The sequence below is a fragment of the Thermosynechococcus sp. B3 genome (assembly GCF_030323045.1).
GTDB lineage: Bacteria > Cyanobacteriota > Cyanobacteriia > Thermosynechococcales > Thermosynechococcaceae > Thermosynechococcus.
In genome coordinates this window covers 2,250,515-2,274,220 of sequence record NZ_CP097584.1, presented here as the reverse complement: position 1 = coordinate 2,274,220, position 23,706 = coordinate 2,250,515, and the positions used below count along the sequence as shown (strand labels likewise).

The window sequence follows — 23,706 nt, the reverse complement described above, 5'->3', positions numbered from 1 at the left end:
CTCATTTTTGGCCGTGCACAACCATGGCTGGCAGGGGTTCATTGATCGACCCCCGGCAGTTGCCATTGGCGCGATTGAGTTCCTGAATCTTGTGGTGGGCCCGCTGCCATGCTTCGACAAAACGGCTGACACGAATGGGGTCAATGGGTTGTTCAATCTGGCCATTGCGCTTCAGAGAACTGGCAACAATGACGCCGTTGACGTAGGGCACTAATTGCTCCACATTGTCCCAAGAGGCACCACTGCCAATAAAGAGGGGTTGTCCCTTGGCGGCACTGGCGGCGACGGATAGATCTTCCTCAGTGGGCGGATGTCCCGTTGCCCAACCCGAGAGAATCACCCCATCGGCGAGTCCCCGTTCAAAGGTGTCCCGTACCGCAGTGGCGAGGTTCGGACTGTGGAGCGGCTGGGCGTGCTTTACCATCACATCGGCAAAAATTTTGATGTCTTGCCCCAGTTCGCGGCGGTAGCGCAAGAGTTGATGGGCTTGGCCTTCAATAATGCCTTGATCTGTCGCCATTACCCCAGTGAGCACATTAACGCGGATAAATTGTGCCCCGGTACAGGCAGCGATCGCCAGACCACTGAAGGCATCATTGCGCAGCACATTCAGGCCAATGGGCAAGGCCACCAGATTCTTTAACCGCTGCACCACCAAGGTCATGGCACTAACGACGGCGGCATCCACCCGATCTTTGGTGAAGGGAGCATCAAAGAAATTCTCAACAATAATGGCATTGGCTCCCCCTGAGGCGAGGGCTGTGGCTTCCTGTTCTGCGCGGTCAATAACGGCCTTCAGGCTCCCCCCCCAACGGGCAGAGGTGGGTAAGGGAAGGAGGTGGACAACACCAATGACGGGGGTTGCAGTGTGAAAGAGAGTCTGGAGATCCACAACGATTTCGGCAATAGGTGAACAGTGCAGGTATAACAGGAGGAGTGGCAGGCACTCTACACAGGCACAATGGCAGAATGCACTGACTTAAGTATATCCCCGTCTGACCCCCCCCTCGTGGCGATCGCCCTCGGAAGCAACCTTGGTGAGCCATTGCTGCAACTGCGCTCAGCCGTCCAAGTGCTTGCCCAAACGCCGGGGATTCATGTCTTAGCCTGCTCGCCGTGGTATCGCACGACCCCCGTAGGCCCCCTGCAACCGGACTACTGGAATGGCTGTCTTATTGCCCGAACGCAACTTTCCCCTTGGGCACTTCTGCAAACGCTGCAAAGGATTGAGACGCAGTTTGGTCGCCAACGGCAAGAGCATTGGGGATCCCGCACGCTTGATCTGGATCTGCTGCTCTATGGCGATCGCGTCATGACCACTGCCGAACTCACCCTGCCCCATCCCCGCTTGGCCGAGCGACCCTTTGTCCTTGTGCCCCTTGCAGCGATCGCCCCCCACTGGCGACACCCCCTACTGGGTGAAACCATCCAAACCCTACGGGAGCGGGTGGGGGATGCGGGCATTATTGCCGTTCTTTCTGACGATGCTGGCGAAACCACGTTTGCAACTGCTGCCGACAGGCCGCCGCCTGAACCCCGCTAATCACCTGAAGCCGGTGGAACACCGCTGGGCTTTGCGGAAGTTGCAGCACTGAATCAATGGCCCCTGCTTTTGGATCGGTCGTCCCGTAGATGAGGGTGTGAATGCGGGCTTGAACAATGGCAGCGGCACACATCGGGCAGGGTTCTAGGGTCACATAGAGGCGGCAGCCCGTTAAATACCACGTACCTAGACGTTGACCCGCGCGGCGGAGGGCAATGATTTCCGCATGGGCAGTGGGGTCATGATCTCGCTGGCGGCGATTTTCCCCCGTGGCAATGAGTTCATTCTCGGCACTGACAATCACCGCGCCTACGGGCACTTCATCGGCGGCTCCTGCCTGTGCTGCGAGGGCGATCGCCTGTTGCATCCAAAAGTCATGCGGGTCTGTTTCGGATAAAGGGAGAATGTCTGGCATGGCGATCCCGTTGCCGCAGTGGCTATGGTACTATTTTTTCAGTTCTCTTGCGATCGCTGAATTCTTTTAGGAAAACACCATGATTGATTCTTTAGTTTTGGTTGCTAAACTCCCGGAAGCCTACGCCATTTTTGATCCCCTCGTGGATGTACTGCCGGTAATTCCTGTGCTCTTTTTGGCCTTGGCCTTTGTTTGGCAAGCCGCTGTCGGTTTCCGTTAAAGATAGCTTCGATCAAAATAACCCTGTTGACTTGCCCCGTTGATTTCAGCGGGGTTCTTCTTGACTTTTGGCATGTGTTTCCCCTATGGCAGGTCACAGTAAGTGGGCAAACATTAAACGGCAAAAGGCGCGGGTGGATGCCCAAAAGGGCAAGACCTTTGCGCGGCTATCGCGAGCGATTATTATTGCGGCGCGGCATGGGGGAGGGGATCCAGCGGGCAACTTTCAACTGCGCAGTGCGATTGAGAAGGCAAAAGCCGCGGGGATTCCCAGTGAAAATATTGAGCGGGCGATCGCCAAGGGCACCGGTACCCTCGACAGTGATGCTCCCCTAGAGGAAATTCGCTACGAAGGCTATGGGCCGGGGGGTGTGGCGTTTTTGATTGAGGCCCTCACGGATAATCGCAATCGCACGGCAGCGGATCTGCGGGCAGCCTTTAATAAACAGGGGGGCAACCTCGGCGAAACCGGCTGTGTGGGCTGGATGTTTGAGCAGTGGGGCATTGTTACTGTTACCGCCCCTACAGATGAGGAAGCCTTCCTTGAGGCACTACTGGCGGCGGATGTGGAAACCTACGAGATCCTAGAGGGGGTGGCTGAAGTGCGCTGTCCCGTGCCTGCCCTAGAAACCGTCAGCGAAACCCTGAAAGAACACGGCTACACTGTTCTCGACACCGAAAGCCGCTGGGTCTCAATGAATACGGTAGAAATCACCGATGAAGATACCGCGCGGCGCGTCCTTAAGCTTATGGATGCCCTCGAAAATCTCGATGATATTCAAAGTGTGGCCACCAACGTCACGATGAGCGATGCCCTCATGGAGGCGATGTACGTCTAGGCATCCGTGGTTTTACGGGATTTTGGCAAAGATTTCTGCGCTGCTGAGACTCAAAAAATTGAGTGGAAACACGGTAGGCAGCCAAAGGCAGCCGTGGGAGCATAAAAGTACGGTTGCAGGCATTGCACCGAGGCACGTTGTGTGTAACCAGACTGAGGCTCTCCTGAGAGCGATCGCTCTTCTTCTCTCAATCAACGTTGATTGCCCGTGTGTTCCCGCCTTTGTGTGTTTCCCCTGTCGGCTCGTGTGTGTTCCTCAGGTTCCCTGCTGAAAAAAGTTGTAGCCAGTTTTTAATGTGTTTCCTGAAGCGCTGGGAGGGGGGCGGCAGCGAAATAGCGACGACGGAAATTTTCCTCGGCGATCGCTGCTGTGAAGGTCTCTAAGGCCACCGCCGTATGGGGGGAAGACTTCACTTCAGGTGGCCATTCACACCAAAACTCTTCTCCGCTCTGCATAACTTGAACCCCCAGTGTCTCCAGCACATTGAGGGCATAGTTCAAGGTGGCCGCTTCAATGCCAAGGTGTTCCCGCAACTCCTCGCGTTGTAAAGATGTTCCCTGTTGACTGGCTTGTTGGCATAACGTCAAAAATACCTGCCAGACTTTTAGGGCGTCCTGCTCTGGGGGGAGAGAGTAGGCCAGAATTAAAGGTTGCTGTTCCCTTTTCGCTCGCTGAATCCACTGGCGCCAGCTTTCCCGTGATGTCGGGCAAGTTTCGACGCGCAGACCCTTGCCGCTTGCCTCGTGGGGGCGATCGCGATAATCCATGAGGGACTGAAAAGAGGCCGATTGGATGACATTCGTTGCACTGGGTCGCAGCTCTTTAATGACGGCTGATAGGGACTTTTGCCACTGCTCTAGCTCAATCACCAGATCACAGCGTTCTTTGGGACAATCCGCCACTTGATGATCCCACCACTTGGCAGGAAAGGAGGACTTCCCTTGGGGATCGCGAAGCAGCATTGAGACGTATTTTCTGATGTTCTGATTCCCCCTGTTCTGGTTATCTTTGAGGTCAGTAAGTTCCACATTGCGCACCAGCAATCGCGGCAAGGGATGGTGAGTTGAATCAAAGGGAGCCAACACTTCCAGTTCCTTGAGCAATCGCTCATTGAGTTGATCCAAGGTCACTTCCAAGTCAATCCGCAAGGGTTGCGGTGTGGCGCTAGCTGTGCCCTCCTGCTGTGCCAAGAATTGGTTGAGGGCGGCTTCCAAAAGGGGAATATGCGCCACCTTCAGCCGAAAGCCCGCTGCATAGGGATGCCCGCCAAACCCCTCAAATAAGTGCCGTTGGCTATAGAGTGCCTCATAGAGGTCCACAAAGCCATCAGACCGCGCTGAACCTGCTGCCATTCCCGTTTCTGGATTTGTCTGAAGCAAAATGGCGGGGCGGCCATAGGTTTTGACAATCTCGTTTGCCACTAGCCCCAAAAGACTCAAGGGCCAACTGTTATCGGTGAGGAGAATCACCCGCGATGCTGAGAGGTCCAACTGAGCGACTTTGGCATGAGCCATCTGAGCAATCTCTTTTTGGCGTCGCTGCCGTTCTGCATTCACTTTTTCAATGTGCTGTGCCAACTGCCGTGCTTGACGCCAATCTTGGGTGGTCAACAGCGTAATCAAAGGCCGCACATCTCCCTCTACACGACTGACAGCATTGAGGCGGGGTGCGACGGTAAAACTAATCTGCCGTTGCCGAGCCGTGTCTTTGGACGCGCCCTGCAAAAGGACAGCAATACCCGGGCGGAGGGGCTGACGCTTGCCGAGTTGTTCTAGGCCGCGCTGGGCAAGGTAGCGGCACTCATCCCTCAATTCAACCAAGTCGGCAATCAGGCCAATGGCCACCAAATCAAGGAGGTTTTCGAGGGCATACCCTTGGGTTTTCTCTGGCCATGTTGCGTAAACGGCTTCCAAGAACTTGTAGGCAACGCCAACCCCGGATAAATGGCGCAGGGGATGCTCCCAAGGCAACTGCCGCGGATTGATCAGCGCCACAGCCCCCAAGGGTGTGGGTTCAAGGGTGTGGTGATCGGTAACAATCACCTCCATCCCCAACTGACGGGCAAAGGCAATTTCAGCACCATTGGTACAGCCCGTATCACAGGTAATGATCAGGGAAACTCCTTTTTGCTGAAGCTCCTCAAGGCCATGGGGCGAGAGACCATGGGAATCTTGCTGGCGATTTGGAATATAAAAGTCCACCAATTGCGCCCCCAAAAGCGGTTTTAGCCCTTCCCAGAGAACGGCGGTGGCCGTGACCCCATCGGTGTCAAAGTCTCCCCAAATGGCAACGTTTTCTTGATTGTTTAGGGCTTTCTGCAAACGGGCTAGGGCAGCTTGCATTTCTGGAAACTCAAAGGGAGAGGCAGGTTGGTAGTGTCGCCAATTTAAAAAAGCGGGCACTTGCCGATGAAGATCGCGATAGCCCCGCTGCCAAAGCAACTGGGCAGTGATTGCCCCCGCATCGGGGTGGAGGCTCTTGACTTGCTCGATAAAGTCTAAGGGGGCAGGGTGAGCAGAACAGGATTGCCAAGGACGCTGCATGGAAGTTCAGTTTCTAGGGAAGGGCAGCAGAGATATTCTTTGACTATTCCTTTAATCATAGCGATCGCCCGCGCAAGCTGGAGAAACCAACAAGAATTTCTGCTGATCTCTACCCCTACCCATAGGGTAACGATACAATCAGGACAGCCATTGGGGATATGAGAAACGTGAATCATACGTTTTTAGTTGATGGGGGGCGGTGGCTGCTCAAGGGAATGTGGTTAGAGGCCAATCAGGAACCCATTCCCGTGACGGGGAGGATTCTTGTCTCCTACGGCCAAGATGACTGGTTTTCAATGGCCGCCAAGATCACCTTTCCCGATCAAGTCAAGCCAGAATTAGTGTTGCAGTCGCGGGGGAAGTTGGAATTGGATGAGCAGGTGTTTACCTATGTGCTCCAACACAGCCTCTTTGGTCGGCTGGAGGGAGAGGGATGGATTACGCCCCATGCGATCGTGCAGCAGTTTATTTTGCTGGGGGATGCCAACCGCTGTACAGGCTTCGAGCACTACTGGCAACTGGATGCCAATCATTACACACTGCTGAGTGGGATTCACAACAGCCATAAGCTCAAACATTTGCTCGAGGCAACGCTTGAACGGGTTTAGCGGCCTGCACGGATGCGCTGGCAATGGCGGGTGTACGAGGAACTCCTTCGAGAACCCTTGGCAACGGCGCAGCGGGTCTGGCGATCGCGCTCAGGGATTTATCTGCGCCTCGAAGATGAACAAGGTCAAGTCGGCTACGGTGAAATTGCCCCCCTTCCCGGCTGGGGCAGCGAAACCCTCAGTGCCGCTATTGCCCTGTGTCAGCAACTGCCCACCCACCTCACCCCAGAGATCATTGCCGCAATTCCTGAGGACTTACCCGCCGCCCAGTTTGGTTTTGCCACGGCATGGCAAAGTGTGAGCCAACTTCCCTATCGGCTACGCCCTTGGCCAATCTGCGCCCTTTTAGGCAGTGGTCGAGCCGCCCTTGAGCAGTGGCAGCAGCCTTGGCAGCAGGGGCAAACTACCTTCAAATGGAAAGTCGGTGTCCTGTCCCCAGAGGAGGAGCAAGGGATCCTCAGGGAGCTACTGGCCGCACTGCCTCAGGGGGCTAAATTACGCCTTGATGCCAATGGGGGTTGGGATTTGGCAACTGCAGAGCGGTGGTTTGCTTGGCTCGATCGCCATGGGAACGGCAAAATTGAGTATGTGGAGCAACCGCTACCCCCTGACCAATGGCAAGCCCTATTGACCCTAGCCCAGAGGGTGACAACACCAATTGCCCTCGATGAAAGTGTGGTCAGTGCCACTGAATTGCAGCGTTGGTTAGAGCGCGGCTGGCCGGGACGCTTTGTGATTAAGCCAGCGCTTTTTGGCTCTCCAGAACGCTTGAGTGTCCTGTTGCGTCAAGGTTTAGAACCGCAACGGTTGGTCTTTTCCTCTGCCCTCGAAGGGGCGATCGCCCGCACGGCAATTTTTCAGCTCTTTGAAACATGGCAGCCCTGTCATGCCCTTGGCTTTGGCGTCGAACGCTGGCGATCGGCTCCCCTACTGACCACTCTTGCGGATTACACAGCGATATGGGATTGCCTTGACAATTATGGTAAAAATTACTATAAATAAAACATCCTTCACCTCTCAAAGCCATGACAGGTTTCACCTTGGCCGCCAGTGATTACAGTTTGCTGACGGATCTCTACCAACTGACAATGGTAGCCACCTACGCAGGTGAGGATTTGGCTGGGACGCCCGCCAGCTTTGAACTCAGTGTGCGGCGACTGCCCCGGGGATGCACCTATTTGGTGGCCATGGGGTTGGCTCAGGTACTGGAATACCTACAACAGGTGCAATTCACCCCCCAGCAAATTGATTACTTGAAAAGTCTAGCGGTTTTTGAGCGGGCACCTGCAGCATTTTGGGACCTGTTGAGCCACAGTGAGTTTCGTGGGGATGTCTGGGCGGTTCCGGAAGGGACAGTGGTGTTTGCCCAAGAACCCCTGCTGCGGATTGAAGCCCCCCTCTGGCAAGCCCAGTGGCTAGAAACTTGTCTGCTCAATATCGTGAACTACCAAACCCTTGTGGCCACCCGCGCTTCTCGGCTGCGCCAGTTGGTGGGGGCAGAGATTGATCTGTTGGAATTTGGTACGCGCCGTGCCTTTAGTCCCCAAGCGTCCCTGTGGGCAGCACGCTCAGCCCTCGCCGCCGGATTTACAGCCACCTCGAATGTCTTAGCAGCACAGCAGTTGGGGGTTTCCCCCACAGGCACGATGGCGCATTCTCTGGTGATGGCGATCGCCACCCTCGCTGGTACAGAACAGGATGCCTTTACGGTTTTCCTGCGTTACTACCCGGAAGGGGCACTCTTGGTAGACACCTATGACACCCTCGCCGCCGTTGCTACTTTGGCCGATCGCCAAGCGGCCGGGGAAATTATCGTCAAGGCCGTGCGCATTGATTCAGGGGATCTCCTCAGCCTCTCCCAAAAAATTCGCCAGCTCTTGCCCCAAACAAAAATTATTGCCAGTGGGGATCTTGATGAAGCCGAAATTCGGCGCTTGAAAGCAGCCAACGCCCCCATTGATGCCTATGGCATTGGCACCAAGCTGGTCAGCGGCGAAACCGTCAACGGGGTCTATAAGCTAGTCGAGATCAATGGTCAGGGGGTGATGAAGACCTCCAGTGGCAAAATGACGTTGCCAGGACGCAAGCAAATTTATCGCCGTCCCAGTGGGGATTGCCTTGCCCTTGCCAGCGAGGAAAATGTTTGGGGCAGACCGCTCCTCGAACCCGTCATGAAGGCAGGGCGCCCCCTCTCTCCCCCGGAGTCTTTGGCGACAATTCGCGATCGCCACCGTGCCAGCCTAGCAGAGTTGCCCGAGACCCTCTTGGATGTGACCCAGCCCGTGGTTTATTCCCCTGCCCTTGACACCCTGATTCAACAATTACGCCACCGCCCATGACGATCGCCCTTTTTGGTACCAGTGCTGATCCACCCACCGCCGCCCACGGGGATATTCTCCAGTGGTTGAGCGATCGCTATGACCGCGTCCTAGTGTGGGCAGCCGATAACCCCTTCAAAGGGCAGCAAACCCCCTTGCCCTATCGCCAAGCCATGCTCAATCTCTTGGTGCGCAGCCTCAACCGCCCCAACGTCGAACACCACCCCGAACTCAGCCACCCCTACACCATCCATTCCGTTGAGCAGGTGAAACAACAGTGGCCCGATGAACCCCTCACCCTTGTGGTGGGCAGTGATGTTCTCGCTAAGCTGCCCCAGTGGTATCAGGCGGCGCAGCTCCTTAAACAGGTGAAGCTCTTGGTCTTGCAGCGTCCCGGCGTCATCATTGACCCCAAGGATTGGCAAGCTGTGCGGCAATTGTGTCCCCAGATGGAACTGGCAAACTATCGGGGGCCAGCGGTCTCCTCGACGACCTATCGGCAACAGCGGGATGAACAACAACTTCTGCCGGCGATCGCCCAGTATATTCAGCAGCAAGGACTCTACTCCCAGCCATGAGCGCCTCCCCTTTGCCCCTTGCGGAATTTGTTGTCGGTGTGGACAACGTCATTTTCTCCGTGGATACAGATCAAAATCGCCTCCTTGTACTCTTGGTGCAGCGACAACAGGTGCCCTTTGCCGGGTATTGGAGTCTCCCCGGTACCCTCGTGCGGCAGGGGGAATCCCTCGAAGCGGCTGCCTATCGCACCCTCGCGGAAAAAATTCGCGTCAGTAACCTCTATCTGGAGCAACTGTACACCTTTGGCGAACCGGCGCGGGATCCCCGCGAGACCACCTATGGCAAGCGCTATCTGTCGGTGAGTTACTTTGCCTTGGTGCGCTTTGCCGATGCGGAACTGATTGCGGTGGGCGAATCTCCAGTGCAGTGGTTTGCCCTAAGTGCCTGTCCAGAACTGGCCTTTGACCATAGCAAAATCTTGGCCTACGGTCACCGCCGCCTCTGCAATAAGCTGGAGTACAGCCCTGTGGCTTTTGATGTGTTGCCTGAGTATTTCACCCTCAATGATCTTTACCAGTTTTACAGCACCGTTTTGGGAGCCAACTTCTCCGACTACTCCAATTTCCGCTCACGGCTTTTGAAACTCGGCATTTTGCAGGATACGCACCAAAAAGTGATCCGCGGCGCGGGCCGACCGGCAACGCTCTACCGCTTCGATCGCGAGGCCTTTGCGCCCCTTAAGGATAAGCCCCTAGTTTTTGTCTAACCTTTGAGGAATTTCTATGGCTGTGCATCTGTGGATTGCGCAACTGAACCCCACCGTCGGCAGTCTCAAGGCCAATGCCCAAGCAATTCTCACCGCAGTCCAAGAGATCCGCAGCCAGCACCCTCTGGATTTGCTGATCACCTCTGAACTCGCCCTCTGTGGCTACCCCCCCAAGGATCTGCTCCTCAACCGCTACTTTGTTGAAGCGATTCAAGCAGAACTGCACCGCCTTGCCGCTGCCTTACCCGCTGAGGTTGCCGTCCTCGTGGGAACTGTCCTGCCCAATCCTGCCGCTGGCATCAAGGGCGAAAAGCCCCTCTACAATGGCGCAGCCCTCCTGAAGGGGGGACAGGTGCAACAGGTCTTTGCGAAGCAGTTATTGCCCACCTACGATGTCTTTGATGAATGTCGCTATTTTGCCCCCGGCGGTACGGAGAATCTCTTTACGCTGACGACGGCCAGCGATCAACTCAAAATTGGCGTCACCATCTGTGAAGACCTCTGGAACAATGAGCAGTTTTGGGGAGAGCGGCACTACCAGCGCAATCCGGTTGCTGCATTGGTGGCCCAGGGAGCAGATCTGATTGTGAATCTTTCGGCATCGCCCTACTGTGTGGGGAAACCGAAGTTACGGCAGGCGTTGATTGAACATACGGCTCGCCAATATGGCTGTCCCTTAATCTACGCCAATCAGGTGGGAGGCAATGATGATTTGATTTTTGATGGCAGCAGCTTAGCGGTGAATCGTCAGGGGCAGATCGTTAGCCAAGCCAAGGGGTTTCGTGAGGACTACCTAGCCGTGCGCTGGGAAAAGGGAGACCTCGAACCAACGGCGATCGCCCCTGCAGCCACGGGCGAACCTGAGGAAATTTGGCAAGCCTTGGTTTTAGGGGTGCGCGACTATGCTCGCAAATGTGGCTTTCAACAGGTGGTGATTGGTCTCAGTGGGGGGATTGATTCCGCCTTGGTGGCGGCGATCGCGACGGCAGCCTTGGGCAACCAACAGGTGCTGGGGGTGTTGATGCCCTCTCCCTACAGTTCCGATCACTCGATAACCGATGCTAAGGACTTGGCCGCAAATCTGGGCATTGCCACGCAGATCTTACCGATTGCGCCCCTGATGCAGACCTACAGTGAGGTGCTGGCGCCTCTATTTGCTGGTACCCCCAGTGGAGTTGCCGAGGAAAATATCCAAGCCCGTATTCGCGGTACGCTGCTGATGGCGATCGCCAACAAGTTTGGCCACTTGCTCATTTCCACCGGCAATAAATCCGAACTGGCGGTGGGCTACTGCACCCTCTATGGCGATATGAATGGTGGCCTTGCAGCCATTGCCGATGTGCCCAAAACCCGTGTCTATGAACTCTGCCATTGGTTGAATCAGCAGGCCGCTCAGGGGCATCCGATTCCCGAGCTGGCGATCGCTGGTGCCGTTGTCATTCCCCCCCACATTCTCACCAAAGCCCCCAGTGCCGAACTCAAGCCCGGTCAAACGGATCAGGATAGCCTACCGCCCTACGACATTCTCGATGGCATTTTGGTACGAATGATCGATCGCCACCAGTCAGATCAGGAAATTGCCGCTGCGGGATACGACCTAGACTTGGTGCAGCGGGTGCGCCGCATGGTTCAACGGGCAGAATTCAAACGTCAGCAGGCGGCACCGGGGTTGAAAGTGACCGATCGCGCCTTTGGTTCCGGTTGGCGGATGCCGATTGCCGCCCAGTGGTAAGCTACAGCAGTCCCATGGCTTGCAGTTCTTGGCTGAGGCGTTGCGCTTCTTGGGGATTTTGAACCTGCAGTAAATGAATGGCTTGCCGCAGTTTGTCAAGGGCCGGTCTGAGTTGTCCTAAACGCAGCAGCAGGGCTCCCTGATTTTGATAGGCTAAGGCACAGGTGGGATCCACGGCTTGCAGGCGATCGTAGGTGGCAAGGGCATCGCCCCAGCGTTTCAATTGCTTTTGGGCCTCCGCCAGCCGCAGATAGGTTGCCAGATGCATCACCGCAGGGGTGGGGGTTCTGAGGGCGGTTTCATAGGCTTGGATGGCTGCCGGCCACTCACCGCGTTCGGCATAGAGATTGCCCCGTTGATAGTGGAGTTCGTAGGCAACGGCGGGGGGGACGCTTTTGACCTTTAGCCCCTGCTCCAGACAGTGCTGAGCCTGCTGCCAAGCTCCTTTAGCCAGATACACCCCTGCCAATTTACTCCACAGGTAGGCATCCTCAGGGTGCTGCTCAAGGTGGCGGCGCATGATCCGCTCCGCCCGTTCCTGCTTTTGTTGTCGCTGGGAACCAAGGTAGCCACTGTGCACAATGGCCACACGGTTAACTTGACCAATTTGCCAATGGGGTTCCCGCTGTTGCAGGGCAAGAACGCTGTCATCAATCGTTTCGTGGTACGGACGCTGAAAAAAGAGGTCGGGATGGTGACGAAAGAGGCGCGACACATAAGTATAGGGGGGCACAACGCCCAATTCCTGCCGCAGCAATATCACCACCAGCCAATTCGGTTGTCGACAGATCTCAGGCAGCACGGCGGCAAAGGACGGTGTCAGCGTTTCATCCGCATCGAGAACCAGTACCCACTCGGTAGTGACATATTGCAGGGCAATGTTGCGAGCGGCAGCAAAATCCTCTTGCCAAGGAACTTCATAGACCCGTGCTCCCCACTGGCGGGCGATCGCCACCGTTTCATCCTGTGACCCCGTATCCACAATCACCGCCTCATCCACCACACCAACCACACTGGCAAGGCATCGGGGTAAGCGTGCCGCCTCATCCCGGACAATCATACAGAGGGTAATGGCCATAGCAACTAGGCAAAGTCACCAATCAGCTTCACTTCCGGCTGCAACCACACGGACCAGTGATCCGCAACAGCAGCTTGTACATGGCGAATCAAGCGATAGACATCCATCGCTGTTGCGCCGCCACAGTTGAGAATAAAGTTGGCATGTTTTTGGGAAACTTGGGCGCGGCCAATCTGGTAGCCCTTCAATCCCGTTTGCTCAATCAACCAACCGGCCGCCTGCTGCTGAGGATTGCGAAAGACACTGCCACAGTTGGGGAAGTCGTAGGGCTGCGTCCGCAGGCGATCGCTCAGGTGTTTTTGGGTGTCTGCTTTGACCTGGGCTGGATCATGTCCCGGTTCCAGCTGCCATGTGGCCTGCAACACCAATCGCTGGCTGTTCTGAAGACAAGAGGTACGGTAGCCATAGCCCAACTCCCGTGCCGCCACCACCGCCAACGTGCCATCGGGTTCTAAAATCACTGCTGACACCAACCGCTCCGCTGTACAGCCGCCGTGGGCACCCGCATTCATCACCACTGCCCCGCCTACGGTACCGGGAATGCCAACAATCCACTCCAGACCGCGCCAGCCCAGTTTTGCGGCATAGTGAGCCAACTTGGGCAAGGGATACCCCGCACCCACCGTCAGTTGTCCAGTTTCTAGATCACTTTTGAGATAGCGCAGATGCTTGGTTGCGATCACAAGACCCGCCACACCGCGATCGCTCACCAGCAGATTAGACCCTGCCCCCAAAACCGTAATTGGCAGTTCCTGTTCCTGCGCCCAAATGTAGGCTGCCTGCAATTCAGCGACCGTACGCGGTTCCACAAACCATTCAGCACAGCCACCCACATTCAGGGTCGTAAACTCGGCAAGGGAGATGTGGCGTTGCAGAGGGCACTGGGTTTGGGGCAAGCAGGGCAAGGTCATAGGGCGATCGCCTCAGTGAGGGAAGAGACACTTAATTGTTCTTGATCCGCCATTACAGACGGAATCAGTTGATTGAGGTTGCCAGCCCCAAGAAAGATCACCAGATCCCCAGGTTGCAGCAGATGCGCCAAGCGAGTTTGTACCGCTTCAAGGGTGGCGCAATAATCCACTGCAGCATGATACTGACGGGCACAGGCGGCCACATCGGCACCACTAATTGTGCCGGGATTGGGTTCACCCGCACTATAGATATCCGTCAAGATCACGTGATCCGCTGCGGTGAAGCACTGGCCAAAGGCCTCGAGAAAGGTTTGGGTGCGGCTATAGCGATGGGGTTGAAAGACTGCCACGATCCGTTGCCAAGGGGCGTGCGTACCCACCTGCAGGCGGGCTGCTTTTAGGGTAGCTATAATTTCGCTGGGATGGTGGGCATAGTCATCAATAAAGCGAATCCCATTCACCTGTCCCCGTTCTTCAAAGCGGCGGCGGGCACCGCGAAACTCCAATAAAGCAGCAGCAATGGTGGCAAAGTCAATGCCAAGATAACGTCCCACTGCAATCACCGCCAGAGCATTTTGGAGATTGTGGGCACCTAAGACACTCAGTTGCAGAATGCCAAGGGACGTGCCCCGCTCCCAAACCCGTGCCGTGGTGCCCTCAGAGGTGTATTGAATATGATCCACACAGTAGTCCACCGTCGCTTGTCGCTGAAGGCTATAGGTCAACAGGCGCGGATGATGCAGGCGATCGTGGATATTCGGACAATCGGCACAGCCAATCACAATGTCTGCCTGATCAGCAAACTGCTGAAACGTGGCCACCACCTCTTCCAAGGAATTGTAGTGATCGGGGTGGTCAAGCTCGATATTCGTAATGACGCCAATATGGGGATGGAATTTGCGCAGGGAGCCATCGGACTCATCCGCTTCAGCAACAAGGTAAGGACCTTGACCCACGCGGGCGTTGCCCTGCCACGCCGCCACTTCACCCCCGACGATAATCGTTGGATCCAGCCCGGCTTGCAACAGCAAATAGGCAATCATGCTGCTGGTGGTTGTCTTACCGTGGGTACCGGCAACGGCAATACTTTGGTGACGGTGCATTAGGGCAGCCAGCAGATCGGAACGATGAAAAATTGGACAGCCCAATCGTTGAGCCGCTTGATATTCAGGGTTATCGCTGCCAATGGCAGTGGAGGAGATGACTTGAGGCAGCGGGGCAAAGGGATACCTTTCAAGGTTGGCCGCACTCTGACCAATAAAGATCTGCACACCTAACTCAGCCAGTTGCTCGGTCAAGCGGTTGGGACGCAAATCGGATCCAGACACCCTAAAGCCCTGCTTGGCGAGAATGTAGGCAAGGGCTGACATACCAATACCACCAATGCCAATGAAGTGGAATGGACGCTCACTAAACTCCATCACTGGCTGATTTGCCACAAACAACTCCTTTGCTCCACCAAAAAGAAATACGTTAATCAATAATTAATATCAATAGATTAGTATCAATAGGCATAAATCCTTAGGCTCATCATAGCAGGTCACCCTCAATCCTCATGGGCTAATACTGGCAGATCCAAGGCAAATATGTCACTCTGAGCCAAAAATTTTTTGCAAACAGTTTATTCAGCCCGTGGCACCCTCTTCCTTGGGGATCAGCAGTTCGACAAAGAATAAACTCTAGCAGAGACAAATTCAGTGCGGTGTAAGGTAGAAGGTTGATACCGCCTTGTCGGTGTGCCGTTATCTTTCTGAGGACTGGGAATGCTGACGAACTTGCTGGCTTGGAGTATGGCGATCGCCAGTTTAGGCTTGTATCTGTTGGGGTTCTTCCTGCCGGAACTGTACCGTAGGTTTGATCTGGTGGCCAGTGGCGCGGGATTATTCTTTGCCCTGACTCTGTGGATCTATGGCGATCGCATTGGCGGTGGATTGCTCCTAGGAACAGCAGCCGCAGTGGCCTTAATTCTCTGGTTGGGTTGGCAGACCCTCAGCTATCGCTGGCAACTCACCTACCCGGGCGATCGCACCGACACCCAAAAAGCTCAAGCCCTCTGGCAAAAAGTCCAGTCTCTGCTGCCCGAAGGTACCTTTGCAAAAATCGGTGAGCAACTGCAAGGCTTCATCAGTAGCTTGCGCGATCGCCTCCAGAAACAGCCGGATCGCCCCCAGCTTCCTGTGGATACCCCACCACCGCCGATGGATACTGGCGACATTAAAGAAGATCTGTGGACAGGGGAAACCAGCACCCCCAGTACCGTTGCCGAACAACCCACCCCAGCCACTGAGGAAGCTGCCGCAGTCCCAGAAGAATCTGCTGAACCAGCGCCAGTCGCAGAAACAACAGCCAGTCCCACCGCAGACACTCCTACAGACGCACCGGCTGATCTGCCGTCCGAAGGGGTTGCCGAAATGACTCCCCCAGAAACCCCTAGTGTTGAAACGCCGCAGCCGCCCACTGCCAGTACCCCAGAGGAGTCAGAACCAGCAACGGTTACTGCTTCAGAAGAACCAGCTCCTCCTGAGACAACAGTTGACGCTCCAGAACCCACAGTGACCGCCGAAGCACCAGAAGAGCACGCATCTCCTGAAACGGCAATTGAGACTCCAGAATCCACGGTGACTCCTGAGGCAGTGGCAGAACCAGCCCCTCCTGAAACGGCAGCAGTGACGCCCCCTGAGACAGTCGTTGATGCCCCAGAACCCACGGCAACTCCTGAGCCAGTGGCAGAACAGGCAGTTCCTGAAACAGTGGTTGAGACTCCAGAACCGACGGCGACCTCTGAAGGAGTGGTTGAACCGCCTCTAGTCTCTGAATCTGCTCCCGATGCTGAACCGACAGAAACGCTGCCTCCAGTGCCAGAATCGCGCACCGCTGCCGCCGATCTCCTAGGGGATATTCCCGAAAGTAGTGATATTGAGGATGAGGGAATATCAGAGGGGACAACCATCGAAAATCCAGAACATACTCCCCCTGAAGATGATGACTGGCCGCCCCCTGAAGCCCGTCTATGACCTCTCACGCCATCGGGTACAGGGCAGGACTTATCGCTCCGCGAATCCCGCAAAAGTTAATAAAGTCATGAATCCCTGACTTTTGCTGCTTTTATTTTCTCTGAAGCGAACCTTAATAGAACCTTAATTTTCCCCTAACTTTCCCCAAAAATTCCCCAATTTTCCCAAGGTTTTCCACAGATTGGGGCAAAGTTTTCCACAGGCCTTGACGGTGTGATCGGATTTCAAGACATTTCTGGGGATAACTGCTGCTGGAGCCTTGGGGAAAATGCAAGGAGCGCCAAAAGTCCGGAAACGCTTATTCTGTCGTGGATTGCGATCGCCAAGATGGGTGAAAACAAGGATTGACAGACCCCAAGACAACCCAGACAATGGAGTTCCACGGATAGAGATTCACTTGCTCTGAAACCTTGTGAATGTAGGGCTAAATCCCGCTCTGAGTCAGGGGTCTGGGGATTTGGTCAGAACTTTTATGGGAGTTTTCCACAGGTTTACCCAGGGCGAGCTGATGGCGCCTGCAATTTTGTCTTGGTTTTATTGAGGTAACTCACGGTATGAACGCTCAAGCCACGATTAGTATTCTTGCCGAGATTCCAGAGGAGCTACACGAGACCCTGAAATACTACCTCGAGCGGCATCCCGATTGGGATCAGGATCGCGTCTTTGTGGCCGCACTGTCCCTCTTTTTGCTGCAAAATGGAGAATGCGATCGCCGCACGGCACGGGTCTATCTCGACTCGTTGTTCAAGCGATCCTAAACACGTTGGAGGGTAGCAAAACGGGTGAGTGAAGTAGATGTCGCAATTGTGGGTGGTGGCCTCAGTGGCCTAAGTCTGGCTTGGCGGTTGCAGCAAAGCGCCCCCCAGTACAGTGTGGTTCTCCTAGAGGCCAGCGATCGCCTTGGGGGGAATATTACGACACAAGCAGCGGAGGGCTTTGTTTGGGAACTGGGCCCCAATAGCTTTGCACCGACCCCTGCCCTGTTACAACTCATTGCTGAGCTGGGCTTGCAGTCGGAACTGATTCGGGGCGATCGCCACCTACCGCGCTACATCTACTGGCGGGGACACCTCTACCCCCTAGAACCCACCCGTCCCCTTGCCTTAGCCACCTCAAATCTCCTCAGTCCTTGGGGAAAAGTGCGGGCAGCCCTTGGTGCCCTTGGGTTTGTGCCCCCCTATCTGGGCAGTGGCGATGAATCAGTTCATTCATTTTTCCGTCGCCATTTGGGGCAAGAGGTGGCTGAACGGCTGGTGGCGCCCTTTGTCTCTGGGGTTTATGCGGGTGATCCACAACAACTGAGTGCCGCTGCTGCTTTTCGTCGTATTGCCCAACTGGAAAAACTCGGGGGTGGCCTCATTGCTGGTGCCCTGCGCCTACGGCGTCAACAAGCCCCTAAACCGAAGCCGCCTACGGGTGTGCAGATGCGACCGGGGGAACTTGGCTCCTTTAAGGAAGGCTTGGCTGTGCTACCTCGGGCGATCGCCCAACAATTGAAGGCACCGATTCACCTGCAAACCCCGGTTCAGGAAATTACCCCAGAATCCAAGGGTGGCTACCTGCTGCGCAGTGGTGAGCAAACGTGGCACGCCCGCAGTGTGGTCTTGGCAACGCCCGCCTATCAAACTGCAGAGTTGGTAGCACCTTTTCAACCAGCGATCGCCCGTGTTTTGGCTACCATCCCCTATCCCACCGTGGCCTGTGTGGTCTTGGCCTACCCCGCTGGACTCGGGCGCAGTGTCCGCCCCGGCTTTGGGGTACTCATTCCTCGCGGTCAGGGCATCCGCACCCTTGGCACCATTTGGTCGTCCTGTCTCTTTCCCCAACGCACTCCCGCCGGTTGGCAAGTCTTTACGAGTTTTATTGGCGGTGCCACGGATCCTGATTTGGCTAGCCTCAGCGAAGAAGCCATTGTCCAGCAGGTGCAGCAGGATTTGAGCCGACTCCTTGATTTACCTGCAGCCAAGGCACGCTTACTCGGTATGAAGGTTTGGCGACGGGCGATTCCCCAATATATTGTCGGCTACCCTGAGCAGTGGCAGCAGGTGACCCATGCCCTCAGTCAAACCCCCGGCCTTTTCCTGTGTAGTAACTATGCTGAGGGTGTCGCCTTGGGCGATCGTGTTGAACATGGCAATCGAACCGCTGCTGCTGTTGCTGCCTACCTTTCAGGAGGCCAGCCCTAGGGATGTCGCTGTCGGACTATATGAATGCGGCTCTTGAGCGGGCTATCTATCACTTCAATGCAGAGGATGGACTGATTTACGGTGAAATTCCAGACCTTGAGGGGGTCAAGGCCCATGGCAAGACAGTGCTTGAATGCCGCGAGCATCTCTCCGAACTCTTAGAGGATTGGATCTACTTCCATGTCTCGCGGGGCATTGCCGTACCCGTGATTAACGGCATTGAAGTTCCCGTACGGGAGATTTTTTGAATCTCACCCTCTTTGGGTACCCCTTATCTATAGAACAAGGACTGTATTCTCAATAGGCCAGCGATCGCTCCCCTGTAACATAAACGAGCAAACATAGCCTAAGATTATCGGTAAGGTTAACGAAGCGATACATCCGCTCTACTAAGGAGGACATAACCCTATGGCACTCGTACCCATGCGCTTGCTGCTCGATCACGCAGCCGAAAATGGTTACGGCATTCCCGCCTTCAACGTCAACAACATGGAGCAAATCCAAGCCATCATGCAGGCGGCCCATGAAACCGACAGTCCCGTGATTTTGCAAGCATCGCGGGGTGCCCGTAAATATGCTGGGGAAAACTTCCTGCGTCACCTGATTTTGGCTGCGGTGGAAACCTACCCCCACATCCCCATTGTCATGCACCAAGACCATGGTAACGAGCCTGCCACCTGCTACTCCGCCATTCGCAACGGCTTTACCAGTGTGATGATGGATGGCTCCCTTGAAGCCGATGCCAAAACCCCCGCCAGCTATGAGTACAACGTGGCCGTCACCAGCGAAGTGGTAAAAGTCGCGCACTCCATTGGTGTTTCTGTGGAAGGGGAACTCGGCTGCCTTGGTTCCTTGGAAACCGGTAAAGGGGAAGCCGAAGATGGTCATGGGTTTGAAGGTGCCCTCGATCACTCAATGCTGCTCACTGACCCCGATCAAGCTGTGGACTTCGTGGAGCGTACCCAAGTGGATGCCCTTGCAGTGGCCATTGGTACCAGCCACGGTGCCTATAAATTTAGCCGCAAACCCACGGGTGAAATCCTCGCCATCAGCCGCGTGGAAGAAATCCACCGTCGTTTGCCCAACACCCACTTGGTGATGCACGGTTCTAGCTCCGTACCCCAAGACTTGATTGACATCATCAACCAGTACGGTGGCACGATTCCTGAAACCTACGGCGTGCCTGTGGAAGAAATCCAAAAAGGCATCAAGAGCGGTGTCCGCAAAGTGAACATTGACACCGACAACCGCCTAGCCATTACCGCTGCGGTGCGCGAAGCTCTCGCCTTGGCACCCAAGGAATTTGACCCCCGTCACTTCCTGAAGCCATCCATTAAATACATGCAAAAAGTCTGTGCCGATCGCTATCAGCAATTTGGCACCGCCGGCAACGCCAGCAAAATCAAGCAACTCAGCCTTGATGACTATGCTGCCAAATATGCCAAAGGCGAACTGAAACAAGTGACTCAGAAAACCGTGGTGGTCTAAGCACTCTGCGATCGCTGAGCAACGATAAGCAACGTGATAGAGGGTGGCTACGGTCACCCTTTTTGATTTGAATAAAAAATAATAGCTCTATAGTTTTATTCAGCTTTACTCAACGGGCTTGGAGGGACTCGAACCCCCGACCTGCTGATCCGTAGTCAGCCGCTCTAATCCACTAAGCTACAAGCCCAAGTCAAGAACAATATCCTAGCATGAATTCCCAGAGAGATCAAAGGGGCGAAAGGAAATTTGCGCACGGGTGTGTCATAGTCGGGAGCGGAGACCCTTGACTCAAACGGATAGATGCTGAAGAAACTCCACCGCTGGTTCTTGACCACTCCTCATCTGCCGCGATCGCTGGTGGCTTTTGGTCTGAGTCTGGCTGCCCTTGCCCTCTTGGATAGCAGTGCTAATCTTGTCCTCGCTCATCTAAAAGCAACTGCCCCAAGGTTCTTTGCTGGCTTGGTTGCTGGTACCTTTGACACTGGCTTTGCCCCAGAGGTGTGGCTCTCGGTGATTGGCCTCACCCTCGGCACGTTAATCATTGTGATTTCCATTGCGGCGCAAAATATCCCCAAAATTACTGAACTGTACATGCAGGACTGGACGAGCCTGATCTATGTCTGGTGTCTGGTTTTGGGGGGTGCCCATATCTTCTACATCAAGATTTTGCAGGACTTGGGCAGGCATCCTGTGGGTAGCATCCTGTTGAATTTATACGGCCTCTTGCCCTTGGCAATTTTGACGGCACTACCCTACATCTTCTACATCCTCAAGTCCATCCAGCCAGAAAGTGTGGCTCAGCAAATTTACCGCCGCCAGTATCACTACATGAGTCGACTGGGCATTGTTCTCAAGGATGGGGTGTCCTATCAACCGCAGTTTTTGCGCCGTAGTCAGGCTCACCTGATCGCGGGATTGAACCAATTGGATGATTTGCTGGCCTATGTGGCGTTTCGCGGGGCGCAGGCTGAAATTATTGGTGTAGTCAGTGAACTACTGCAGCACTACATCAGTTGCAAACCCAGCTACCCGGCCTATTTCTTTCGCCTCAGCGGTGCGGTGATGGGGGATATTGCCTTCAAGACCATGTTTGATCAATTTGGTCAAATTGAAGAGAACCATACCTTCTACGAGCAAAAGTGTTTTCGGCTCCTTGGGAATGCCTATGTGCGCTTTTTGGAGGAGGAGCAGTTTCCTCTCGCGTCGCTGTGTGGCTCTGAGATGTGCGCGATCGCCCACCGCATTCTCAGTAGGGGGGATGACATTTTACTGGACCTAATCATTATTCGCTTTAATACAATGATGCGCTTTGCCATTAAACACGGCAGTCGTCACAACGAGGCACGCAATCTCTATAACTTGGCTTTTCACTATCGGCGGTTTATTGAGAGTCTGGTGCATTACCAGCGACCCCACCTCACCCAAAAGTGTGTGAATTATCTACGTGCCTACGGGAATGAAGTCTATGAGTTAGCACAGAATAGTCCTGCACTGTATTTCATTGTTGATGTCTTTGCCGCTGAGCTAAAGAAGGTCTTAATCTTGGTGAACGAGCAGCAGTGGGAGGAGCGACTGCAACTGGAACTCTTGGAGGAAATGCTGCGCCTAGATAATCCGCCGGAACTGCGGCAACCCCAAAATGGCGATCGCCCCTATGGCAAAAGTACAGGGGTTCGCCTACTACAAATGGGACTCGCCCTCTTTTACTTGGCACGGCAGCAACCTCAGTTTGCGCAGCGGATTGTTGAGGATATGGTGGAGGATGCAGCGGTTCTCGGCTTGGCGGGGTTTAAGCGTCTCTTTCAGCAAAATTGCGATCGCCTGCGCCAGGCTCAGCCCAAGTTTTGGGAGGACACCGATCGCGGCAATGCCAATTTGTACTACTCAGAACACACCGAGCAACTGCCTGCCCTACAGACCCTTGTGGATCGCGCTTGTCACGCTCTGGAGATAACTCAGTCGTCCTAAAGCATGGTATAGTAATAAGTCTGAGGGCGAGTGGCGAAATGGTAGACGCACTACACTCAAAATGTAGCGGGGGTTCCCCATGTCAGTTCGAGTCTGACCTCGCCCATTGACTTAGCCGCCACCAAAGACTTGGATATTGGCAAAGGCACACACCGGTGAAGCGTGACCGACACGAATGGCTTGGTTGGGTTCTCCCTTGCCACAAAACGGTGTACCAAAGATGCCAAAGGTGGAGACATCTCCCACCGCAATGAGGCTGTGCCAAAATTCAGGCGTGGTGCCGCGATAGTTGGGATTGCGCAGGGTTTGGGTCAGGCGGCCATTTTCAATGCGCTTGGCATATTCGCAGCCAAACTGAAATTTGAGGCGATAGTCGTCGATTGACCAAGAGCGATTGGACTCCATGTACACCCCTGACTCGATGTTGCCGATAATCTGATCAAACGATTGTGTGCCCGGCTCGATATTCAGATTGGCCATCCGGTCAATGGGGGGACGATTCCAAGAACAGGCACGGGCATTGGCAACTCCGGCAACCCCGGCTCGCTGCTGACTTTCAAGGCTGCCCAGACCGCGCAGGAGGCGTCCTTCCTTGATGAGATAGATGCGTTCAGCCGCCACCCCCAAATCATCAAAGGCATAGCTGGCCAGTTCACCGGCAACGGTCGGATCAAACGTGACGTTCAAGAGGGGGGAGCCGTACTGCCGCTGCCCAAAGTCCTCAAGGCGAATAAAGCTGCTGCCGGCATAGTTGCGCTCATCCCCCAAAATGCGGTCTAGCTCTAGGGGATGACCAATGCTCTCGTGGATTTGCAGCATCATTTGATCGGGGGCAAGTACCAAGGTTGTCGTTGTTTCTGGGCACTCTTGGGCACTGAGGAGTTCAACGGCCTGCTCGCCAATGTGATGGGCGCGATCGCTCAATTGATCAGCCGTCAGCCACTCTAGCCCCCCTTGATAGCACCGCGCTAACCAACCATGATCGGTTCGCTGCTGAACCACCCCTGCCCCCTGAGCCGTGGCGCTCATATCGGTGAGCACTTGATAAAATTGCTGTTCAATTTCACCGCCATCACTGGTGAACCACTGGCTAGTGGTCTCGACGGTCTGCACAAAAGCACGGGTTTGGACAATATCGTCACTAACCTTGAGCCAATGGCAAAGGTCTTGGAGTAAGTGATTCAATTCAGCGGCTGAAAGTTGGTCAAAAGGTTGCCGCTGGGGCGATCGATAGTGTCCCTTGCCCTTGCCCCGTGCCGCTGGCGTAAAGTTAAAGACTCGCCAATGGGCAGCGGTTTTCGCCTGTTGATAGGCCTGCTGAATCGCCCGATGGATAGCACTGGGTTGCAAATCTGGGGTTGCTGTATAGGCAAATTGACCATCGACGAGCACCTCAACCATGACGCCCCGCTGGCGCGATCGCTGGTTCATTTCAGGATTTCCATCCCGAGCACTGCGAGTCGTGACAATCTCCTCAACGTAACGCAGCCCTAGCCAATCGAGGGGTAAATCAATCTGATTCAAGATGGCAGTGAGATTCGGTGCAGTCATGACAGCGT

22 protein-coding genes and 2 tRNA genes are annotated in these 23,706 nt (G+C 54.9%); 16 read left to right on the top strand and 8 right to left on the bottom strand.

Going from position 1 to position 23,706, the window contains the following annotated elements:
- Window position 1 precedes the first annotated feature (1 nt).
- Complete coding sequence (btpA, locus tag M0646_RS11255) at window positions 2–892, bottom strand: photosystem I biogenesis protein BtpA (RefSeq protein ID WP_149820900.1); 891 nt, start codon at window positions 890–892, stop codon at window positions 2–4.
- 69 nt (window positions 893–961) lie between these two features.
- On the opposite strand from btpA, the gene folK reads away from it, so the two are divergent.
- Complete coding sequence (gene folK, locus M0646_RS11250; RefSeq protein ID WP_286625750.1) at window positions 962–1,543, top strand: 2-amino-4-hydroxy-6-hydroxymethyldihydropteridine diphosphokinase; 582 nt, start codon at window positions 962–964, stop codon at window positions 1,541–1,543.
- On the opposite strand, the gene tadA is transcribed toward folK, so the two are convergent.
- Window positions 1,464–1,958, bottom strand: a complete 495-nt coding sequence (gene tadA, locus M0646_RS11245; RefSeq protein WP_149820895.1) for a tRNA adenosine(34) deaminase TadA — start codon at window positions 1,956–1,958, stop codon at window positions 1,464–1,466. The two genes, folK and tadA, sit on opposite strands and share 80 nt — an antisense overlap.
- Window positions 1,959–2,037: 79 nt before the next feature.
- Here tadA and M0646_RS11240 point away from each other — a divergent pair, with 79 nt between their 5' ends.
- Window positions 2,038–2,178: a photosystem II reaction center protein K gene (locus tag M0646_RS11240; protein ID WP_399373920.1), complete on the top strand. Its 141-nt coding sequence runs from the start codon at window positions 2,038–2,040 to the stop codon at window positions 2,176–2,178.
- Between the two features lie 85 nt (window positions 2,179–2,263).
- Window positions 2,264–3,016 (top strand): YebC/PmpR family DNA-binding transcriptional regulator, encoded by a 753-nt coding sequence (locus M0646_RS11235; RefSeq protein WP_149820893.1) that lies wholly within the window; start codon window positions 2,264–2,266, stop codon window positions 3,014–3,016.
- A gap of 290 nt (window positions 3,017–3,306) precedes the next feature.
- On the opposite strand, the gene recJ is transcribed toward M0646_RS11235, so the two are convergent.
- Window positions 3,307–5,559, bottom strand: coding sequence for a single-stranded-DNA-specific exonuclease RecJ (gene recJ, locus M0646_RS11230; protein ID WP_286649651.1), 2,253 nt, complete (start codon window positions 5,557–5,559; stop codon window positions 3,307–3,309).
- A gap of 158 nt (window positions 5,560–5,717) precedes the next feature.
- Here recJ and M0646_RS11225 point away from each other — a divergent pair, with 158 nt between their 5' ends.
- From M0646_RS11225 to M0646_RS11200, 6 genes are read left to right on the top strand one after another with little or no spacing between them, the layout of a single operon-like run.
- Window positions 5,718–6,167, top strand: coding sequence for a hypothetical protein (locus tag M0646_RS11225; protein ID WP_149820889.1), 450 nt, complete (start codon window positions 5,718–5,720; stop codon window positions 6,165–6,167).
- Between the two features lie 12 nt (window positions 6,168–6,179).
- On the top strand, window positions 6,180–7,169 hold the full coding sequence (locus M0646_RS11220; RefSeq protein ID WP_286625748.1) for an o-succinylbenzoate synthase: 990 nt from the start codon (window positions 6,180–6,182) through the stop codon (window positions 7,167–7,169).
- A 23-nt stretch (window positions 7,170–7,192) separates the two neighbouring features.
- Window positions 7,193–8,506, top strand: coding sequence for a nicotinate phosphoribosyltransferase (locus M0646_RS11215; protein ID WP_286649650.1), 1,314 nt, complete (start codon window positions 7,193–7,195; stop codon window positions 8,504–8,506).
- On the top strand, window positions 8,503–9,063 hold the full coding sequence (locus M0646_RS11210; RefSeq protein ID WP_149820883.1) for a nicotinate-nucleotide adenylyltransferase: 561 nt from the start codon (window positions 8,503–8,505) through the stop codon (window positions 9,061–9,063). The genes M0646_RS11215 and M0646_RS11210 overlap by 4 nt, the downstream gene beginning before the upstream one ends.
- Window positions 9,060–9,770, top strand: coding sequence for an NrtR DNA-binding winged helix domain-containing protein (locus M0646_RS11205; protein ID WP_286649649.1), 711 nt, complete (start codon window positions 9,060–9,062; stop codon window positions 9,768–9,770). The genes M0646_RS11210 and M0646_RS11205 overlap by 4 nt, the downstream gene beginning before the upstream one ends.
- Window positions 9,771–9,786: 16 nt before the next feature.
- Window positions 9,787–11,502: an NAD+ synthase gene (locus M0646_RS11200; protein ID WP_286649648.1), complete on the top strand. Its 1,716-nt coding sequence runs from the start codon at window positions 9,787–9,789 to the stop codon at window positions 11,500–11,502.
- Window position 11,503: 1 nt separating this feature from the next.
- Here M0646_RS11200 and M0646_RS11195 read toward each other — a convergent pair whose 3' ends face one another.
- From M0646_RS11195 to murC, 3 genes are read right to left on the bottom strand one after another with little or no spacing between them, the layout of a single operon-like run.
- Entirely contained in the window at window positions 11,504–12,580 is a 1,077-nt protein-coding gene (locus tag M0646_RS11195) for a TPR domain-containing glycosyltransferase (RefSeq protein WP_286649647.1), read from the bottom strand.
- A gap of 5 nt (window positions 12,581–12,585) precedes the next feature.
- Window positions 12,586–13,491 (bottom strand): UDP-N-acetylmuramate dehydrogenase, encoded by a 906-nt coding sequence (gene murB, locus M0646_RS11190; protein WP_149820875.1) that lies wholly within the window; start codon window positions 13,489–13,491, stop codon window positions 12,586–12,588.
- Window positions 13,488–14,912, bottom strand: coding sequence for a UDP-N-acetylmuramate--L-alanine ligase (gene murC / locus M0646_RS11185; protein ID WP_190278349.1), 1,425 nt, complete (start codon window positions 14,910–14,912; stop codon window positions 13,488–13,490). Before murC ends, murB begins: the two co-directional genes overlap by 4 nt.
- A 342-nt stretch (window positions 14,913–15,254) precedes the next feature.
- Between murC and M0646_RS11180 the strand changes: the two genes are divergently transcribed.
- The 5 genes from M0646_RS11180 to fba all read left to right on the top strand — a co-directional run bounded on the left by M0646_RS11180 (window position 15,255) and on the right by fba (window position 20,179).
- Complete coding sequence (locus tag M0646_RS11180; protein WP_286625745.1) at window positions 15,255–16,505, top strand: Ycf66 family protein; 1,251 nt, start codon at window positions 15,255–15,257, stop codon at window positions 16,503–16,505.
- A 554-nt stretch (window positions 16,506–17,059) separates the two neighbouring features.
- Window positions 17,060–17,263 carry a DUF2811 domain-containing protein gene (locus M0646_RS11175; RefSeq protein ID WP_011056228.1) on the top strand — a complete coding sequence of 68 codons (204 nt, stop codon included), beginning with the start codon at window positions 17,060–17,062 and terminating at the stop codon, window positions 17,261–17,263.
- Between the two features lie 24 nt (window positions 17,264–17,287).
- Entirely contained in the window at window positions 17,288–18,691 is a 1,404-nt protein-coding gene (gene hemG / locus M0646_RS11170; protein WP_286625740.1) for a protoporphyrinogen oxidase, read from the top strand.
- Window positions 18,692–18,693: 2 nt separating this feature from the next.
- Window positions 18,694–18,939, top strand: a complete 246-nt coding sequence (locus M0646_RS11165) for a type II toxin-antitoxin system HicB family antitoxin (RefSeq protein WP_286625738.1) — start codon at window positions 18,694–18,696, stop codon at window positions 18,937–18,939.
- Between the two features lie 160 nt (window positions 18,940–19,099).
- Complete coding sequence (gene fba / locus M0646_RS11160; protein ID WP_149820867.1) at window positions 19,100–20,179, top strand: class II fructose-bisphosphate aldolase; 1,080 nt, start codon at window positions 19,100–19,102, stop codon at window positions 20,177–20,179.
- Window positions 20,180–20,292: 113 nt separating this feature from the next.
- On the opposite strand, the gene M0646_RS11155 is transcribed toward fba, so the two are convergent.
- Window positions 20,293–20,366 (bottom strand) — tRNA-Arg (locus M0646_RS11155).
- 113 nt (window positions 20,367–20,479) lie between these two features.
- Here M0646_RS11155 and M0646_RS11150 point away from each other — a divergent pair.
- On the top strand, window positions 20,480–22,147 hold the full coding sequence (locus M0646_RS11150) for a hypothetical protein (protein ID WP_286625737.1): 1,668 nt from the start codon (window positions 20,480–20,482) through the stop codon (window positions 22,145–22,147).
- 24 nt (window positions 22,148–22,171) lie between these two features.
- Window positions 22,172–22,253 (top strand) — tRNA-Leu (locus M0646_RS11145).
- Between the two features lie 5 nt (window positions 22,254–22,258).
- Here the strand turns inward: M0646_RS11145 and M0646_RS11140 are convergent.
- Window positions 22,259–23,698, bottom strand: a complete 1,440-nt coding sequence (locus M0646_RS11140) for a TldD/PmbA family protein (protein WP_286649646.1) — start codon at window positions 23,696–23,698, stop codon at window positions 22,259–22,261.
- Window positions 23,699–23,706 lie beyond the last annotated feature (8 nt).

Bases quoted from the DNA above. Each gene is read 5' to 3' on its own strand.
- folK (WP_286625750.1), top strand. From the start codon at position 962: ATGGCAGAATGCACTGACTTAAGTATATCCCCGTCTGACCCCCCCCTC.
- tadA (WP_149820895.1), bottom strand. From the start codon at position 1,958: ATGCCAGACATTCTCCCTTTATCCGAAACAGACCCGCATGACTTTTGG.
- M0646_RS11240 (WP_399373920.1), top strand. From the start codon at position 2,038: ATGATTGATTCTTTAGTTTTGGTTGCTAAACTCCCGGAAGCCTACGCC.
- M0646_RS11235 (WP_149820893.1), top strand. From the start codon at position 2,264: ATGGCAGGTCACAGTAAGTGGGCAAACATTAAACGGCAAAAGGCGCGG.
- recJ (WP_286649651.1), bottom strand. From the start codon at position 5,559: ATGCAGCGTCCTTGGCAATCCTGTTCTGCTCACCCTGCCCCCTTAGAC.
- M0646_RS11225 (WP_149820889.1), top strand. From the start codon at position 5,718: ATGAGAAACGTGAATCATACGTTTTTAGTTGATGGGGGGCGGTGGCTG.
- M0646_RS11220 (WP_286625748.1), top strand. From the start codon at position 6,180: ATGCGCTGGCAATGGCGGGTGTACGAGGAACTCCTTCGAGAACCCTTG.
- M0646_RS11215 (WP_286649650.1), top strand. From the start codon at position 7,193: ATGACAGGTTTCACCTTGGCCGCCAGTGATTACAGTTTGCTGACGGAT.
- M0646_RS11210 (WP_149820883.1), top strand. From the start codon at position 8,503: ATGACGATCGCCCTTTTTGGTACCAGTGCTGATCCACCCACCGCCGCC.
- M0646_RS11205 (WP_286649649.1), top strand. From the start codon at position 9,060: ATGAGCGCCTCCCCTTTGCCCCTTGCGGAATTTGTTGTCGGTGTGGAC.
- M0646_RS11200 (WP_286649648.1), top strand. From the start codon at position 9,787: ATGGCTGTGCATCTGTGGATTGCGCAACTGAACCCCACCGTCGGCAGT.
- M0646_RS11195 (WP_286649647.1), bottom strand. From the start codon at position 12,580: ATGGCCATTACCCTCTGTATGATTGTCCGGGATGAGGCGGCACGCTTA.
- murB (WP_149820875.1), bottom strand. From the start codon at position 13,491: ATGACCTTGCCCTGCTTGCCCCAAACCCAGTGCCCTCTGCAACGCCAC.
- murC (WP_190278349.1), bottom strand. From the start codon at position 14,912: ATGGAGTTTAGTGAGCGTCCATTCCACTTCATTGGCATTGGTGGTATT.
- M0646_RS11180 (WP_286625745.1), top strand. From the start codon at position 15,255: ATGCTGACGAACTTGCTGGCTTGGAGTATGGCGATCGCCAGTTTAGGC.
- M0646_RS11175 (WP_011056228.1), top strand. From the start codon at position 17,060: ATGAACGCTCAAGCCACGATTAGTATTCTTGCCGAGATTCCAGAGGAG.
- M0646_RS11165 (WP_286625738.1), top strand. From the start codon at position 18,694: ATGTCGCTGTCGGACTATATGAATGCGGCTCTTGAGCGGGCTATCTAT.
- fba (WP_149820867.1), top strand. From the start codon at position 19,100: ATGGCACTCGTACCCATGCGCTTGCTGCTCGATCACGCAGCCGAAAAT.
- M0646_RS11150 (WP_286625737.1), top strand. From the start codon at position 20,480: ATGCTGAAGAAACTCCACCGCTGGTTCTTGACCACTCCTCATCTGCCG.
- M0646_RS11140 (WP_286649646.1), bottom strand. From the start codon at position 23,698: ATGACTGCACCGAATCTCACTGCCATCTTGAATCAGATTGATTTACCC.